Here is a 15446-nt window from a genome sequence, read left to right on the forward strand (position 1 = left end):
GCCGGACGGCGCTTCGAGCGGTCGCCGAGGCGGCGTGTCGCCGGCGTTATCGGTCGTATCGTCGGCCTCTGCGGCGGCGGCGGCGGCCGCGTCCGCCACGTCGCCATCGCTGGCCTCGTTGTACTCGCCGAGCGCGGCCTGCTTGTCGGTGGGGCGGTTGAGGTTACGGCCGTCGCCGCCGCGGTAGGGCGCTTCGGCCTTCTGGAACATCGCCTGCGCGAACTGGTCGGCCATCCGAGAGAGGTCCCGCGCCTCCTCTAACTCCCGTTCGAGCTGTCGAATCCGTGCGTCTTTCTTGTCTATCTCCTGTCTGAGGTCGGCGATGCGGCTCTCCTGTCTGGCCTTCTCGTCGGATATCTCCTTGAGGTCCGAGACGAGGTCGCCGTCGACGGACTTCAGGTCCGGGCGCTCGAAGTCGTCGAGGCCCGGCGTCGCGCCCGCGTCGAACGTCTGTTTCTTGTGGAACTGCACGCGCCGAATCGACTCGGACCAGTCGGTGACGAGGAAACCCTCGCCGTTGCCCATGTCCTCGATGGCGTCGGCGTACTCCGACCCGAGGATGCGCCCGACGACCTTGGTGTCGTTGCGCCACGTGAGGCGGTGCCAGACGAGCCAGTCGCACTGGGTGATGAAGTCCTTTTTCACGTCGGCGGGGCGCTGGGAGATGCCGACGACGCCGAGGCCGTGCTTGCGGCCGCGCTTCCCGATTTTGATGAGCATCTTGCCCGCCTCGTCCATCCCGCCTTTCTCGGGGATGTACTCGTGGCACTCCTCGATGAGCATCAAAAACGGCTTCTTGAGCTTTTTTTCCTTCGCAAAGAGGTGTTTTGCGACCTCCGTCACCAGTTCGTCGGAGGCCGCGTCGTCGAGGTAGCCGGACACGTCGAGGATGATGGGAACGTTCTGTTCGAGCGCGAGCGTGGCGAGTCGCTCCGCGTGCTCGGGGCTCACCTGAATGTCGCACTCGTCGTCGGCCCCGGCGTGGAGCAGTTCGAACTCCTGTTTGAGGCCGTAGTACTCGCCGTCCGTGTCGACGATGAGCACCGGGAAGTTCGCCGACAGCAGGTTCTCGATGATGACCGACGCCGTGTTCGACTTCCCCGACCCCGACTTGCCGGTGACGAACCCCCGGCCGGTGAGGATATCGACCACCGGTAGGTCGACCGTCGTCCCCGGTTCTTCGATTCCCTCTCCCCCTGGACCGTCGCTGATCTCGGCGACCGAGATGGTTTCCGTGTCCGAATCCGTCATCCGATTTGGTGGACTCTCTCGGACGCCATAGTTCCTCCCCCTCGCCCCGTCGTATCGAAAGACTCAGTCGAACTCGACGAGCGATGACTGGCCCTCGTGCGAGCGGGTTTCGACACGGGTGTTCGGTGGCTCGTCGTCGCCGGCTTCGTCGCTGACGTCGTCGCCGACGGGGTCGTCTGAGATGCCGTCGTCACCGACGCGGTCATCGGGGTTGTCGCCGCCGGACCCGGCCGATTCCCACCCGTCGAGGCTCGACTGGTCGGCGTCCGCGAAGGAGAGCTTCGAGACGCGGACGCCGAGTTTTCGGACGGTCGTCTCCGCGAACTTGTCGTCAAGTAAGTCGAGCGCGACTGACTCGACGAGTTCGGGGTCGTCCACGGGCCCGGAAAGCGACGTCGCCCGCGTGTTGATGTCGAACGGCGGGACGACCACCTTGATGCCGATGGTCCGGTACATCGCCCCGCGGGAGTTCGCGCGGTCGGCCACGTCCGCCGCGAGGGCGCGGACGACCTCCCGCTTGTCTTCGATGTCGTCGGTCGGCTCGGTGAACGCCGACTCCCGCGAGAGGCTCTTGGGCCGGCCCGTCGGCGTGACCGTCCGGTCGTCGTAACCGCGGGCCCGCTCGTGGAGTTCGCGGCCGCGCGAGCCGAACTCGGCTTCGAGGACCGAGGCGTCGGCCTCGGCGAGGTCGCCCGCCGTCTCGATGCCGAGCGTCCCGAGCTTTCGGGCCGTCACGGGGCCGACGCCGTGGACCTCTTCGACCGGGATGGGTGCGAGGAACGACCGCACCTCACCGGGGCGGACGACGACCAGCCCGTCGGGCTTGTCGAAATCGGAGGCGATTTTCGCGGTCGACATGTTCGGCGCGACGCCGATGGAGGCCGCGACGCCGACCTCGCGGGCGATGCGCTGTTTCACGTAGCGGGCGAAGCCCTCCGCGAGCGTCCGGTCGCCCGAGGCCGCGAGGTCCCACCCAGTCCGGTCCGTCACGTCGAGGTAGGCCTCGTCGATGCTCACCTCGCGGACCACGTCGGCGCAATCGTGGAGAATCGCCTTCACGTCGGCGGCGACCTCCTTGTAGAACTCGAGGTCGACGGTTCGGTAGTGGCCCGCCGCCGCAGGGTCGTCGTCGGGGTCGAGGCTCTCGATTCGCGGGAGGCGTTCGAGCGCGGTCGAAATCGGCTGGGCGCTCTCGACGCCGAATTCGCGGGCCTCGTAGCTCGCCGTGGCGACCGCGCCGTGGCCCTCGCCGGGTTCGTAGCCCATGCCGACGACCACCGGTTCGCCGTCGAGTTCGGGCTCGCGCAGGCGCTCGCAGGCGGCGTAAAAACAGTCCATGTCGACGTGAAGGACGATGCTGTCGGGGCCGTCGTCGGCGGTCGTGCCCGGCAGCGTCTCCTCCGCCATGGTCGAGGTGACGGGCGCGACGTACCTGAAGCTTCAGATAGCGCGGCGAAAGTAAAGCGAGGACGGAAGGACGCGGCGGGTCGGTGGCGTCGGACGAAATCGGTCGTCGTCGCGTTACTTCAGTCGCTCCTGCAGGAACGAGGGGTGTGCGGCCGTGACGCCGTCGATAGACAGAATCTCGTCGGAGATGACGTCGCCGAGGGAGTCGCCGTCGACGGCGCGGACCTCGGCCATCAGCATGTGGTCGCCGGAGGACGTGTACAGCGCCTCCACCGAGTCGAGTTCCTTGAGGATACGCGTGACCTCGACGTAGCGCTCGCTGGTCGCGTCGATGCCGACCATGGCGATAGACTGCCCGGCGAGTTTCTTCGGGTCGATGTCGGCCGAGTAACCGATGATGACGCCGTCGTCTTCGAGTTTTCGGATATACTTCCGAACTGTCGGCTTCGACACGTCCGCCCTGTCTGCGATCTGGGCATACGACGCCTTCGCGTCTTCCTCCAAGACCGCGAGGATGCGTCCTTCCGTGGACGTGGTTTCCATGCCCGTTGGTTTTCTCACGGGAGAAAAATATCTTGCGAATCCGAAAAGGCTTCTCGGTCACATCGAACCGGCGCGGCCGCCGGCCGGAAACCGAGCGCCGACTACGGCGTCGGCGGCGTTATTTGTGCTTGTCGAGGAAGTTGTCGAACGTCCGCTCCCATTCGTAGGAGTCGTCGAAGTAGCGCTCTGCGAGCGGCTCTTCGGGCATCTCGCCGATGCGCTGTTTCTCCTGCTGGTAGGACGGGCGGTCTTCGTCGACGTAGTACCGGCCGGTGAGGACGGTGCCCTCGTGGAGGGCGTTCTCCGTCTCGAACATCATCTCAGAGGCCTCCGAGCGGTTCGTGTTGTCGAACTCGTAGTCGTCGGAGTCGTTGATGTCGATGTACGGAACGTACTGACGGGCGTCCTTGTTCCACGTCGGACACTGCGTGAGGAAGTCAACGTGGGAGAAGCCGTCGTGCTGGATGGCTTCCACGATGATGTCCTTCGCCTGGTTCGGGTTGACGGCGGCCGTCCGCGCGACGTACGACGCCCCGGCGTTCAGGGACATCGAAAGCGGGCGGAGCGGCGTCTTGGCCGAGCCGTGGGGCTGGGTCTTCGACTTGTGACCCATCGGCGACGTGGGCGAGGTCTGGCCCTTCGTGAGGCCGAAGATCTCGTTGTTGAACACGATGTAGGTGATGTCGTGGTTCTCACGGGCGGTGTGCATGAAGTGGTTGCCACCGATGCCGTAGCCGTCACCGTCACCGCCGGCGGCGACCACGGTCAGGCCGGGGTTCGCCAGCTTCGCGGCGCGGGCGATGGGCAGCGAGCGGCCGTGGATGGTGTGGAAGCCGTAGCTGTTGAAGTAGCTGTTGAGCTTGCCGGAACAGCCGATACCGGTCGTCACCATCATCTCGTCGGGCGAGAGGCCGAGTTCGGCCGCCGCGCCCTTGAGCGCCTTGAGGACACCGAAGTCACCGCAGCCCGGACACCACGTCGGCTGGGGTTCGAGTCCGGGGGTGAACTCGTTTTGGTCCTGCTCCGTTTCTTCACCGATTGCGCTGAATGCACTCATGATTTATTCACCCACCTTGGGGACGAACTTCGTGCGGTTGTCTGGGAGCTCCTCGCCTTCGAGGAGCGCCGTCTCGAAGCCCTCGACGATGTCGGCGGGCTCGAACGGGTTGCCGTTGTACTTGAGGAGACTCGACATCTGGTCGCCGTAGCCGCCGAGTTCCTTGGAGATGAGTCCGCGGAACTGGGCGGAGGCCGTCATCTCGACGACGAGCGCCTCGTCGACGCTGTCGAGGAAGTCCGCGACCTGCTGTTTCGGGAACGGCATCATCTCGGAGACGCCGAGGACCTTGACCGAGTGGCCCTTCTCGTTGAGAACGTCTGCGGCCTCTTCGACGGTGCCCTGCTGGCTGCCGAAGGTGATGAGGCCGAGGTCGGCGTCTTCGTCGCCGTGGACCGTGTTGAACTCGCCGTCGGCGTCGAGTTCGGCACGGATGTTGTCGACCTTCTGCATGCGGCGGTTCATCTGCGCGACGCGGTTCTCGGGGGACTCCGAGATGTGACCCGCGGGCATGTGCTCGTTACCCGTGGCGAGGTAGCGACCGCCCTTCTGGCCCGGCAGCGAACGCGGCGAGACGCCGTTTTCGGTGTCGTGCTGGAAGCGCTGGTACTTGCCGGAGTCGTCGTGCGGCGCGTCTTCGAGTTCCGCTTCCGTCAGGACCGAGCCGAGGTCGGCGTTCGGTTCCTCGTCGAAGACCGACGCCGGGACGTTCGAGAGTTCGCCCCCGAGCTTCTGGTCGTAGAGGACGATGGACGGAATCTGGTACTCGTAGGCGATCTGGAACGCCTTGCGCGTCTGGTAGTACGCCTCGGCGGCGGTGCCGGGCGCGAAGACGATGCGGTGGGAGTCGCCCTGCGAGGTGTACAGGACGTGCTCGAGGTCGGACTGCTCGGGCTTCGTCGGCATACCCGTCGAGGGACCGGCGCGCATGGCCTCGACGAGGACGAGCGGCGTCTCGGTGATCTCCGCGAGACCGAGCGGCTCGGACATGAGCGAGAAGCCGCCACCGGACGAGCCGGACATCGCCTTGACGCCCGCGTGGGAGGCACCGATTGCCAGTGCGGCCGCGGCGATTTCGTCCTCCACCTGCTCGGAGATGCCGCCGAGCTCGGGGAGGTTCTGGGTCATGATGGTGAAGACTTCCGTCCACGGGGTCATCGGGTAGCCCGCGATGAAGCGGCAGCCTTCGTCGATGGCACCGTACGCGATGGCGTCGGAGCCGGAGAGAAGCACCTGCTCTTCGTCGTGTTCGCCGGTCGGCGCGGACACGTCGGGAGCCTCGACGTCGTACTCCTCTTGGACCATCTCGTAGGCGTCGTCGAAGACGGTCAGGTTCGGTTCGAGAATCTTGTCGGGCATCGCGTCCGACATCAGGCTCTTGATGACGTCGGGTTCGATGTCGGCGATGGCGCACGTGACGGCGACACCGGCGGTGTTGCGCATGACCTCGCGACCGTGTTCGCGAGCGATGGTGCGCAGGTCGATATCGTAGACGTGCCAGTTGTTCTCTTCGACGCGCTCGTCGAAGTCCTCGATCTCGGAGGCGTCGAGCAGACCGGAGTCGTAGACGATGACCCCGCCTTCGTTGAGTTCGTCGAGGTTCTCCGAGAGCGGCTTGATCTCCTCGTTGCCGTAGTAGGCACCCTCGCTCGGGTTGCGGGCGAAGGAGTCACCGAGCGCGAGGAGGAAGTTGTACCCGTCGCCGCGAGACTTGACGGGGTCTGCGCTCACGCGCACTTCGGTGTACGTGTGGCCTCCGCGGATGCGCGATGGATAGTGGCGATGCGTGAAAACGTGTAGCCCCGCTCGCATCAGGGCTTTGGCGAAGTTCTGGCTCGTCGAGGCGATACCGTCACCGGAACCCCCTGCGATCCGCCAGATAAGTTCGTGGTCAGTCATATGTTGAGCTCACGGCCCCGCTGGGGCGCTACCTGAAAAGTTGGGGAGGGTCCGATTAAAGACTTTGCTATGGATTAACAAGGAAAGATAATGAAGGACTTAATATTGTTAAACTGACTCACCGTCCCACCATCGAAAGTGGACAAACGGGCTGTCACGCCCGCGGAATAGAGTGAACGATAACGCGGAATCGCGTTCGCTACTCGTTGTCCGGACTGGACGGGTGGTACGGTGTGTCGTACTCGCCGGCCTGCCCGTCGAGGCGGTCGGGATTGATGCGTCCACCGAGGAGCATGAAGTCGAGGATAGTCACGTAGAGCATCGCCTCGACGACCGGGACGCCGCGGGGCGGGAGCACGGGGTCGTGCCGGCCGACGACCTGAATCTCCTTTTCCTCGCCGGTCTCCCAGTCCACAGTCCGTTGCTTCTTCGGGATGGACGTGGGCGCGTGGAGCGTCAGTTCGCCGTACACGGGTTCGCCGGTCGTGATGCCGCCCTGGATGCCGCCGTGTTTGTTGCCGACCGGGCGGGGGTCGCCCTCCTCGTCGAACTCCCAGTTCTCGTTGCGGTCGTGGCCGGTCCACTCGCGGGCCTCGCGGCCGAGACCGAACTCGAACGCCGTCGCCGCCGGAACCGACATGAGCGCCTGTCCGAGCCGCGCCGAGAACGAGTCGAACCGCGGCGCACCGAGGCCGCGCGGAACGCCCTGCGCCTCGAAGTAGATCGAGCCGCCGATGGAGTCGCCTTCCTTCTGGTACTCTTCGATGAGTTCCTGCATCTCCGCCGCCGTCTCGGGGTGCGCACACCGCACGTCGTTTTCCTCCGTGTGCTCGCGCAGGTCGTCGAAGGAGACCTCCGGCGCTTCCACGTCGCCGATCTGGTTCACGTGCGCCTTCACCTCGATGTCGTAGTCGCTCTGCTCGATGACCTGCTTCGCCACCGCGCCGGCGGCGACCCAGTTCACCGTCTCGCGCGCGGACGAGCGACCGCCGCCACCCCAGTTGCGCGTGCCGAACTTCGCCGAGTAGGTGAAGTCGCCGTGGGAGGGCCGCGGCGCGGTCACGTAGGGCTCGTACTTGCCCGAGCGCGCGTCCTTGTTCTGGACGACCATCCCGATGGGCGTGCCCGTCGTGTAGCCGTCCTGCACGCCGGAGTTGACGACGACGGCGTCCGGTTCGCCGCGGCTCGTCGTAATCATCGACTGGCCCGGCTTGCGTCGGTCCAGTTCGTGCTGTACGTCTTCGACCGAGAGCTCCACGCCGGCGGGACAGCCGGACACGGTGACGCCCATCGCGTCGCCGTGGCTCTCGCCGTAGGTGGTCATCCGAAAGAGACGACCGAATTCGTTGCCGTTCATTACCCGCCCCTCGGGTGGCCGCCCATTTAGTGTTTGTAGAAAGGCGCAATCGTGGGCGGGGGTTAGGCGACCCCACGTTCATGGTCGATGCCGACGAACCCGCCGTATGGAATCGACGCCTCCCTCCGACCCCAACGCCTCCAATTCCGCTCCCGACCCCGACGCCGCGTCCCCTTCCGCTTCCGGACTCCGCGACCGCCTCGAAGCGACCTTCTGGGAGCGCCACGCCAACCCGTGGAGCGCCGGCACGCGCATCCTCGTCTACCCGGTGTTGATGTACGCCGTCTACCGACGGGACCGCCGGCTCTTTCTCGCCGCCCTCGCGTTCACCGCGGTCAACCCGGTGTTGTTCCCGCGCCCCGCGCGCACGGACAACTACCTCAGCCGAATCGTCCTCGCCGAGCGCGAGTGGCTCGCCGCCGAGCGCGGGACGATGGGGTTGGACTACCCGAACGTGCTCAACGTCCTCAACATCCCGGTCACGGCCTACGCCTTCGTCTCAGCGATTCGACGCAGACCGGTCGGCACGGCCCTCGGCACACTCGGCGTGATGGCCCTCAAGCTCTGGTGGGTCGACGCCGTCGTGAGAGAGACGGGCGTGACGGGTCACGGCCCCGACCCCGACCCCGACTCACCGGAGTGAGTCCAGCGTCGCCGTGGCGAACGGAATCAGCATCTCGTCGGGGTGGAGCCCGCCGTGCATGGCGACGAAGCCGAGGTTCCCCGGCTCCTCGTCGCCGTACCAGACGCCGAGGTCTCGGTGGACGACCACGAGGTCACCGAGTCGCCGCTCGAACGTCGGCGAGGGGGCGGAGCCGAACAGTCCCCGATCCAGCACCTCGCGCCTCCGGAACACCCGCGCGTCCAACTCGGCCGTGAGCAGGTCGTAGACGGGGTCGATTCGGTCGTCTCTCAGGTGAAGGTGGACGTTCCGCGGGCTTCCCGAGAACCGAATCGGCGTCCCGTCCGTGAGCGTCCGCAGGTCCGAGACGAGGTCGAACGGCGGTTCCGAGAGGTCGGGGTTGCGCTCGGGGTCGGTGTCGACGAGGCCGTGGTCGGCGGTGACGCAGACGAGGGTCTCGCCCGCGTCTTCGTCGTCGGTCGTTTCGGCGAGCGTCGCTATCGCGTCTTCCACGCGGTCGAACGTCTCGACGGCCGTCTCGCGGTACGCCTCGGAGTCGACGCCCTCGGCGTGCGCCACGGCGTCGGTCTGCGGGAGGTACGCGAAGACGTACGACGGGTCCGCGGCCGACTCGGCCGCCGCCCCGAAGGCGTCCGAAAACGTCGAGAGGTCCTCGGGGTCGTAGGTGTGCGGGACCGTCTCTTCGGACGGGAACGGCGTCACGTGGTGCGTCTCGACGCCCGCGGCGGCGAGGTCGGGATAGACGCTCTCGCAGTCGGCCACGTCGCCGCGGTCGAGTCGCTCCGGTTCGGTGCCGTCCTTCCGGAGGAAGGGCAACGCCTCGAACATCTCGTCGGCGTCGGGGTCGTAGACGTTCCAGCCGACGACGCCGTGTGCTGCCGGGAGCGCCCCTGAGTGGAACGTGTTCATCGCGGCGGCCGTCTCCGAGGGGAAGACGGAGGTGAGCGGCGTGACGCGACCCGCGCGCTCGAACTCGCGGAGGAAGGGAATCCGGTCGCGCTCGCCGTCCCACTGGGCGAGGCCGAAGCCGTCGACGAGGAAGACGACCACCCGCGACACGTCGTCGTAGCCCTCGGTCGCTGACGCGGGGAGTCGCGGCCCGGCGTCCGCGCCGAGCAGGTCGGCGACGGTCCCCGGAATCCGCGAGAAACACCAGTCGCCGTAGGCCGGTAGAAGGTAGTCACCGTCCGACTGTCGCTCGCGGAGCGCCTGCGCGTCGGCGTCGAACATACCACCGTCGGCGTCCGGGCGGGCGAAAAAGGTTCCGTCCGGGGGTCGAACCGAGAGTCCCCTCAGTTCTCGGTCATGTCGGCTCCGAGGTCGGACATCGCCTCGAAGAAGTTCGGGAACGACACGTCGACGTGCTCGCTCCCCGCAATCGTCGTCTCGCCGTCCGCGACGAGGCCGGCGACGGCCAGCGACATGACGATGCGGTGGTCGCCGCGGCCGTCGACCGCCGCGCCGACGAGGTCGGTCTCGCCGCCGTGAATCGTGAGGCGGTCCTGTTGTTCGGTGACGTTCGCGCCCATCTTCGCGAGTTCCTCCGCCATCGCGCTCACGCGGTCGGTCTCCTTGAAGCGGACGTGTTCGCAGTTCTCGATGACCGTGTCGCCGTCGGCGATAGCGCCGAGGACCGCGATGGTCGGAAGCAGGTCGGGCGTGTCGCCCACGTCCACGGTCGTCCCGGTGAGGTCGGCCGCGGAGACGGTCAGTTCGCCCGCGCCCTCGTCCCAGTCCACCGTCGCACCCATGTCGCGCACGATGTCGACGATGGCGCTGTCGCCCTGCGCGGACGGTCGCGCGCCCTCGATGACAACGTCCTCGCCCTCCGCGCCCGCGACCGCGCCGGCCGCGAGCAGATACGAGATAGACGAGAAGTCGCCGGGGACGCTGTACGCGCCGCCTTCGGGGGCGTACGACTGGCCGCCGGGGACTGAGAAGCCGTCGTCGGTCCGGGTCGCTTCCACGCCGAAGTCGGCGAGGAGTTCGAGCGTGATATCGACGTATGGCGAGGACTTAAGTTCGGTCGTTAGTTCCACGTCGATGCCTTCCTCTGTGACCGCGCCGGCCATGAGGAGCGCCGTGATGAACTGCGAGGACACGTCGCCGGGAATCTCGACGGTGCCGCCGGTCATGCCGTCGCCGACGACGAGCGGGGCCTGCCCGTTCCGGCGCGTGCTCTCAGCGCGGCCGTCGAGGTCGAAAACGGCGTCGAGAAGCGGGCCGTGGGGCCGCGACCGGAGCGAGGCGTCGCCCGTGAGGACCGTCAGGCCCTCGCCGAGGGCGGCACAACCGGTGACGAGGCGCATCGTCGTCCCCGAGTTCTCGCAGTTGACCACGTCGTCGGGCGTGCCCGGGCGGCCGCCGAAGCCGGCGACTTCGACCGTCTGGCCGTCGCGGTCGACCGACCCGCCGAAGGCCTCGACCGCGCGCATGGTCGCCTTGGTGTCGGCGCTGACGAGCGCGTCGCGAACGACCGCCTCGTCGCTGTAGCCCGCGGCGAGGACGGCTCTGTGGGTGTAACTCTTCGACGGCGGCGCTCGGGTGCGTCCGGCGACCCGAGACGGGGAGACGTGCGCGTCCATACGCGAGGGGTCGGCAGGGTCCGGTATCAGGGTACCGGACGCGGCGACGTTCTCCCGGACGGCGACGGCGGCGCGGTCGCTCGGTTTCTTGTTTGCCAACAAACATATATCGCGGGCGAGCGTACTACACTCGGGATGGACGGCACGGGCGGTCCGGGCGAACGCGACACCGAGTCGCGCGGATCTCTGCGGCCGCTCGCGGCGCGTTCCGGCGGCGAACTCGCGACACGTCTCCCGCCCGAAGAGACGCGTCGCGGGGCCGATACCGGAACCCGCCGACTGCGACGCGAGAGCTTTACTACCGGCCGGGCGAACCCCGGAGTATGGAACCCGATTTCTCACCGCTGGCCGAGTTCCTCGGCGACGAGTTCGACGGCTATCTCATCTCGGCCGACGGGAGCGACTCCAACCAGCTGTACCTCTCTGGGTTCGACGCGCCGGACCCGTACGTGACGCTCTACACGCCCGCGGGCATCCATCTCCTCGTCTCGACGCTGGAGTTCGGCCGCGCGAAGAAAGAGAGCCGCGCCGACACCGTCTCGCGGCTCTCCGACTACGACTACCGCGACAAGCACGCCGAACACGGTTCGGTCGTCGGGAAGGCCAAGACGGTCGCGGCGTTCCTCGCCGACCACGACGTCGACTCACTCGCGGTCCCCGCGGACTTCCCGCTCGGCACCGCCGACGCCCTGCGCGACGAGGGCGTCGTGGTCGAGGCCGAGACCGACGACGTGCTCACGAACATCCGCGCGGTGAAGGCCGACGAGGAAGTCGAGCACGTCCACGCCGCACAGGACGCCAACGAGGCCGCGATGCGCGCCGCCGAGGGCCTCATCCGCGACGCCGACGTGGCCGACGACGGCACGCTCACCTACGAGGGCGAACCCCTGACGAGCGAGCGCGTCAAGGAAGAAATCGAGGTGACGCTCCTGCGACACGGCTGTGCCCTCGACGAGACCATCGTCGCCTGCGGGGCCGACGCCGCCGACCCGCACGACCGCGGGAGCGGCCCGCTCCGGGCCGACGAGGCCGTCATCATCGACATCTTCCCGCGCGACAAGGAGACGAAGTACAACGGCGACATGACCCGGACGTTCGTGAAAGGCGAGCCGTCGCCCGAAATCCGCGAGTGGTTCGACCTCACCGAGGAGGCGTTCGAGGCCGCCCTCGACGCCGTCGAACCGGGCGCGACCGGAGCCGACGTGCACGACGCCGTCTGCGACGTGTACGAGGCGGCCGGCGAGAACACGCTCCGCGCGGACCCCTCGGCGGAGACTGGCTTCATCCACAGCACGGGCCACGGTGTCGGCCTCGACGTGCACGAACTCCCCTCGCTGAGCCCGAGCGGCGAGGAGCTTCGACCCGGTCACGTCATCACCATCGAGCCGGGGCTGTACGACCCCGAAATCGGCGGCGTCAGAATCGAAGACCTCGTCGTCGTCACCGAGGACGGCTACGAGAACCTGACGGAGTACCCGGTCGAACTCGTCGTCGAGTAGCCGGCACGAGAACGCGGAGTCGGAACGAACGCCGAATCGAATCGGCGTCGACGGAGAAAATCAGCTGTCGAGGGCGTTGTCGCCGGTCGAACCGCACGCGGCGGGCGCGTCGGTCCAGCCGGAGTTAGCCTCGCGCCACTGTTTTAGCAGGTCTTCCAGCGCATCACCCGTCTCGGGCGTGAGTACGCCCGCTGCCTGCCGGACGACGGTCCCATCTTCGATGAGAAGCGCGTAGATGTTGCCCTCGCCGAGCAGTCCGAGGCGGCGCTGGAGCGCGGTCTTGTTCACCCGTGCGATGAGCGCGTTGTCGTGGGGGCGGCTCCGGGCGGCACCCGGCGACATCCCGCCGCCGGACATCGGCGGCATCATCCCGCTCCGCCCGCCGAGGATGAGCAGTTCGTAGTACTCGAAATGTCCGTACGTCTCGCACAACTCCTTCGCGTACCCGCGCCACGACCCGACCAGCGACTGCTGGCGGCGGTCGAAACTGATGAGCACGAGCGTCTGTTCACCCTCTAAGTCGTCCGGCAAGACGACTTTCTGGCCGCTCGTATCTCGTGTCGGGAGGCGAGGGAACTCCATGGGCTAGGCGATTCTCCACCAGTAGATAAGTCTAATTGCCGATTCGATAAACCGTCGCGTCGAGAAGAACGTCTCTCTAGCTGCGACGATGTGTGAACTCATCTTGAGTGGTTTCGAGTTCACTCGTGATAAACATCCGCCTCCGAGTCTCAGCGCCGATAACCGGGGGTCAGCGCTCGTAGTCCGGGTCGAACAGTTGGGCCGACATCGGCCCCGGTTCGCTCCCCTCGACGACGGCGTACGACGAGAGGTCGTCGACGCCCGCTTCGGACAGCAGTTCCTCGTCGTAGAACGCGTTGCCAGTACAGTCGGTCGGGTCGCGCGAGAACAGCTCGGCGACGGCGTCGCACATAATCTGCGGGGTGCGCCAATCCTCGGGCGCGCCCATCCCGAAGTGTCGGGTCGCCTCGGACTCGATGGCCGCGACCGGCCACAGCGCGTTCACGCCGATGTCGTCGGCGTCGAGTTCGCCCGCGAGCGACTGCGCGATGAACGTCATGCCGTATTTCGAGAGCGCGTAGGCGACCTTTCCCGGGGCGGGGCGGGCGGGCATCGGCGGCGAGAAGGTGACGACGTGGGCGTGGTCGCTCTCGCGGAGGTACGGGAGCGCGGCGTGCGTGGTCGCGTACGCCCCGCGGGCGTTCACGTCCATGAGGAGGTCGAACCGCTTCGGCGGCGTGTCCTCGAAGCCGGCGATGTGAATCGCGCCCGCGTTGTTGACGACGAAGTCGATGCCGCCGAAGGCGTCGACCGTCTCGTCGATGGCCGTCTGCACCGAGTCGTCGTCGCGCACGTCGAGTTGACACCAGATGGAGTTGCCGCCGCGCTCGCGTATCTCCTCCGTCGTCTCGACGATGGTCCCGGGGAGGTCCTCGCGCCCGTCGACGGTCTTGCCCGTCGAGACGACGTTCACGCCCCGGTCGGCCAGGTCGAGCGCGATGGCCTTCCCGATGCCGCGACTGGTTCCCGTGATGAAGGCCGTCCGACCCTCAAAATCCACATCATCGAATGCCATAGTTTCTTATCGGCCATCGACCACTTGATGGTTCGTACACCGGGCGTCGGTTGAACGTGGTTTGCGGGCCGGGTGCAGGTGGGCGTCTCGTCGGGAGTCCCGTGCGGAGGTCGCTCAGTCTGACGCCGAGAATCTCAGTCCGACGCCGAGAATCCACGGAGGCCGTCCAGCGGGAGATTACCCTCACCGCTGGCACGCACCGTCTTCCCGGCGATACCGGGATGGGACGCCTGCACAGTAAACTGGCAGTACAGCGTCTTCGGGAGCGACTCGGTCGTCGGGGCGAACACGGCCGGGACGATAATCGTCCCCTGCATCTGTACGTCGCGAAGTTCGATTACGGTCCGCTTAGCGGTGCTCTCGCGGTCGTAGTACGTCGAAAAGCCCTCCCACTGTCCCGGCGGCTCGACGCGGGTCGCGTAGCTGGTCGCCTTCTCGTACGACGACGGCGGTTCGAACCGGAAGCGAAACCAGTCGGGGCGGTACCCCTCGTAGGGTTCGTCGGCGGCGAGCCCACCGATGGTCGAGTTGAACTGGAGCGATAGCGTCGGGAAGCGGCCTTCGAGGCGGTCGACCCGTCTCGCTTCCACGGCCGCGTATCCGATACCGTCCTCGTCGCCCTCGCGTCGCGGGTACCGCCAGAGGATTTCGGGAGACCCCAAACCGCTTCCATCCCGTACCGTTGTCTCAGCATGGACTCGTTCGGGGCCGAGTCCTGGCACTCGTCCGCTACAACCGGCGACGCTGGCGACGACTGCTGACCCGAACCCGGCGAGAACGTGTCTTCGGGTCCGACGGTCGGCGTTGGAGTCTGAACTGGGGGAGGGCATCGTCGTTCGTTCACTAGCGTCTGAACTGTCAACAAAATAACTTCTGGTTCGGAGCACTCCAGCCGACCCCGGTCTCGCCACACCCGCCGCCACCGATTCCCTTTTGCCCGCCGCACCTCCACACCCGTACCGATGGACGTGCTCATCGTCGGCGCGGGCGCAATGGGACGCTGGTTCGGCCGCACCGTCGACGCCGACCTCGCGTTCGCCGACGCGGACCCCGAGAGCGCGGTCGCCGCAGCGGACGCGCTGGCGGCCGGGCGGTCCCGCTGGACGGCGACGAGCGGTTCGACGTGGTTGTCTCGCCGTTCCGATGCGACTCGCGGCCGACGCCGTCGCCGACACGCCACCGCGCGGACGCCGCGATGTGCGACGTGACCGGCGCGATGGGACCTCCGGTGGCGGCGATGCGTGACCACCTCCCGGACCGCGAGCGCCTCAGCCTCCACCCGCTTTTCGCCCCGCACAACGCCCCCGGCAACGTCGCCGCCGTCGCCGACGAATCGGGCACCTACACCGACGCCCTCCTCGCCGACCTCGACGCGGCCGGCAACCGAGTCTTCGAGACGACGCCAGAGGAACACGACGCGGCGATGGAGACGGTCCAAGCGGCCGCCCACGCCGCCGTCCTCTCGTTCGGCCTCGCCGCCGACGACGTGCGCGAGGAGTTCGCCACGCCGATTTCGGCCGCGCTCGACGAACTCGTCGCCTCGGTGGCCGGCGGCACTCCGCGCGTGTACGCGGACATCCAATTGTCGTTCGGCGACGGGGCCGACCG

Annotated in this window: 13 protein-coding genes and 1 pseudogene; 3 read left to right on the plus strand and 11 right to left on the minus strand. The window is 67.2% G+C overall.

Annotated features, from left to right (window positions below; translation table 11 throughout):
• The 6 genes from NKF06_RS15485 to aroC form a co-directional block, all read right to left on the minus strand.
• A partial coding sequence (locus tag NKF06_RS15485; RefSeq protein ID WP_253245913.1) for a DUF87 domain-containing protein occupies window positions 1-1251 on the minus strand: 1251 nt, incomplete at its 3' end.
• Between the two features lie 63 nt (window positions 1252-1314).
• On the minus strand, window positions 1315-2658 hold the full coding sequence (gene dinB, locus NKF06_RS15490) for a DNA polymerase IV (protein ID WP_253245914.1): 1344 nt from the start codon (window positions 2656-2658) through the stop codon (window positions 1315-1317).
• A gap of 114 nt (window positions 2659-2772) precedes the next feature.
• Window positions 2773-3201: an HTH-type transcriptional regulator LrpA1 gene (lrpA1, locus tag NKF06_RS15495; RefSeq protein WP_004043634.1), complete on the minus strand. Its 429-nt coding sequence runs from the start codon at window positions 3199-3201 to the stop codon at window positions 2773-2775.
• A 118-nt stretch (window positions 3202-3319) separates the two neighbouring features.
• Entirely contained in the window at window positions 3320-4258 is a 939-nt protein-coding gene (locus NKF06_RS15500; protein ID WP_004043633.1) for a thiamine pyrophosphate-dependent enzyme, read from the minus strand.
• Between the two features lie 3 nt (window positions 4259-4261).
• Complete coding sequence (locus NKF06_RS15505; protein ID WP_058827086.1) at window positions 4262-6157, minus strand: 2-oxoacid:acceptor oxidoreductase subunit alpha; 1896 nt, start codon at window positions 6155-6157, stop codon at window positions 4262-4264.
• Between the two features lie 199 nt (window positions 6158-6356).
• The gene (gene aroC / locus NKF06_RS15510) at window positions 6357-7514 is read right to left on the minus strand and encodes a chorismate synthase (RefSeq protein ID WP_058827085.1); all 1158 of its coding nucleotides are present in this window, start codon (window positions 7512-7514) and stop codon (window positions 6357-6359) included.
• Window positions 7515-7620: 106 nt separating this feature from the next.
• On the opposite strand from aroC, the gene NKF06_RS15515 reads away from it, so the two are divergent.
• The gene (locus NKF06_RS15515) at window positions 7621-8157 is read left to right on the plus strand and encodes a DUF6653 family protein (protein ID WP_253245915.1); all 537 of its coding nucleotides are present in this window, start codon (window positions 7621-7623) and stop codon (window positions 8155-8157) included.
• Here NKF06_RS15515 and NKF06_RS15520 read toward each other — a convergent pair.
• Both NKF06_RS15520 and aroA read right to left on the minus strand, forming a co-directional pair.
• Complete coding sequence (locus NKF06_RS15520) at window positions 8146-9387, minus strand: alkaline phosphatase family protein (RefSeq protein ID WP_253245916.1); 1242 nt, start codon at window positions 9385-9387, stop codon at window positions 8146-8148. The genes NKF06_RS15515 and NKF06_RS15520 overlap by 12 nt on opposite strands.
• Window positions 9388-9449: 62 nt before the next feature.
• Entirely contained in the window at window positions 9450-10742 is a 1293-nt protein-coding gene (gene aroA / locus NKF06_RS15525; RefSeq protein WP_253245917.1) for a 3-phosphoshikimate 1-carboxyvinyltransferase, read from the minus strand.
• Between the two features lie 323 nt (window positions 10743-11065).
• Here aroA and NKF06_RS15530 point away from each other — a divergent pair, with 323 nt between their 5' ends.
• Window positions 11066-12241, plus strand: a complete 1176-nt coding sequence (locus tag NKF06_RS15530; protein ID WP_253245918.1) for a Xaa-Pro peptidase family protein — start codon at window positions 11066-11068, stop codon at window positions 12239-12241.
• A 60-nt stretch (window positions 12242-12301) separates the two neighbouring features.
• Here the strand turns inward: NKF06_RS15530 and NKF06_RS15535 are convergent, their stop codons facing one another.
• The 3 genes from NKF06_RS15535 to NKF06_RS15545 form a co-directional block, all read right to left on the minus strand.
• Window positions 12302-12823, minus strand: a complete 522-nt coding sequence (locus NKF06_RS15535; RefSeq protein WP_253245919.1) for a hypothetical protein — start codon at window positions 12821-12823, stop codon at window positions 12302-12304.
• A 169-nt stretch (window positions 12824-12992) separates the two neighbouring features.
• Window positions 12993-13838, minus strand: a complete 846-nt coding sequence (locus NKF06_RS15540) for an NAD(P)-dependent oxidoreductase (protein ID WP_253245920.1) — start codon at window positions 13836-13838, stop codon at window positions 12993-12995.
• A gap of 134 nt (window positions 13839-13972) precedes the next feature.
• Window positions 13973-14500, minus strand: coding sequence for a hypothetical protein (locus NKF06_RS15545; protein WP_253245921.1), 528 nt, complete (start codon window positions 14498-14500; stop codon window positions 13973-13975).
• 300 nt (window positions 14501-14800) lie between these two features.
• Here NKF06_RS15545 and NKF06_RS15550 point away from each other — a divergent pair.
• Window positions 14801-15446: pseudogene (locus NKF06_RS15550) on the plus strand (prephenate dehydrogenase/arogenate dehydrogenase family protein); the annotation flags it as partial.

This window comes from Haloferax sp. AB510, from assembly GCF_024136985.1.
Classification (GTDB): domain Archaea; phylum Halobacteriota; class Halobacteria; order Halobacteriales; family Haloferacaceae; genus Haloferax.

Bases quoted from the DNA above. Each gene is read 5' to 3' on its own strand.
- dinB (WP_253245914.1), bottom strand. From the start codon at position 2,658: ATGGCGGAGGAGACGCTGCCGGGCACGACCGCCGACGACGGCCCCGAC.
- lrpA1 (WP_004043634.1), bottom strand. From the start codon at position 3,201: ATGGAAACCACGTCCACGGAAGGACGCATCCTCGCGGTCTTGGAGGAA.
- NKF06_RS15500 (WP_004043633.1), bottom strand. From the start codon at position 4,258: ATGAGTGCATTCAGCGCAATCGGTGAAGAAACGGAGCAGGACCAAAAC.
- NKF06_RS15505 (WP_058827086.1), bottom strand. From the start codon at position 6,157: ATGACTGACCACGAACTTATCTGGCGGATCGCAGGGGGTTCCGGTGAC.
- aroC (WP_058827085.1), bottom strand. From the start codon at position 7,514: ATGAACGGCAACGAATTCGGTCGTCTCTTTCGGATGACCACCTACGGC.
- NKF06_RS15515 (WP_253245915.1), top strand. From the start codon at position 7,621: ATGGAATCGACGCCTCCCTCCGACCCCAACGCCTCCAATTCCGCTCCC.
- NKF06_RS15520 (WP_253245916.1), bottom strand. From the start codon at position 9,387: ATGTTCGACGCCGACGCGCAGGCGCTCCGCGAGCGACAGTCGGACGGT.
- aroA (WP_253245917.1), bottom strand. From the start codon at position 10,742: ATGGACGCGCACGTCTCCCCGTCTCGGGTCGCCGGACGCACCCGAGCG.
- NKF06_RS15530 (WP_253245918.1), top strand. From the start codon at position 11,066: ATGGAACCCGATTTCTCACCGCTGGCCGAGTTCCTCGGCGACGAGTTC.
- NKF06_RS15535 (WP_253245919.1), bottom strand. From the start codon at position 12,823: ATGGAGTTCCCTCGCCTCCCGACACGAGATACGAGCGGCCAGAAAGTC.
- NKF06_RS15540 (WP_253245920.1), bottom strand. From the start codon at position 13,838: ATGGCATTCGATGATGTGGATTTTGAGGGTCGGACGGCCTTCATCACG.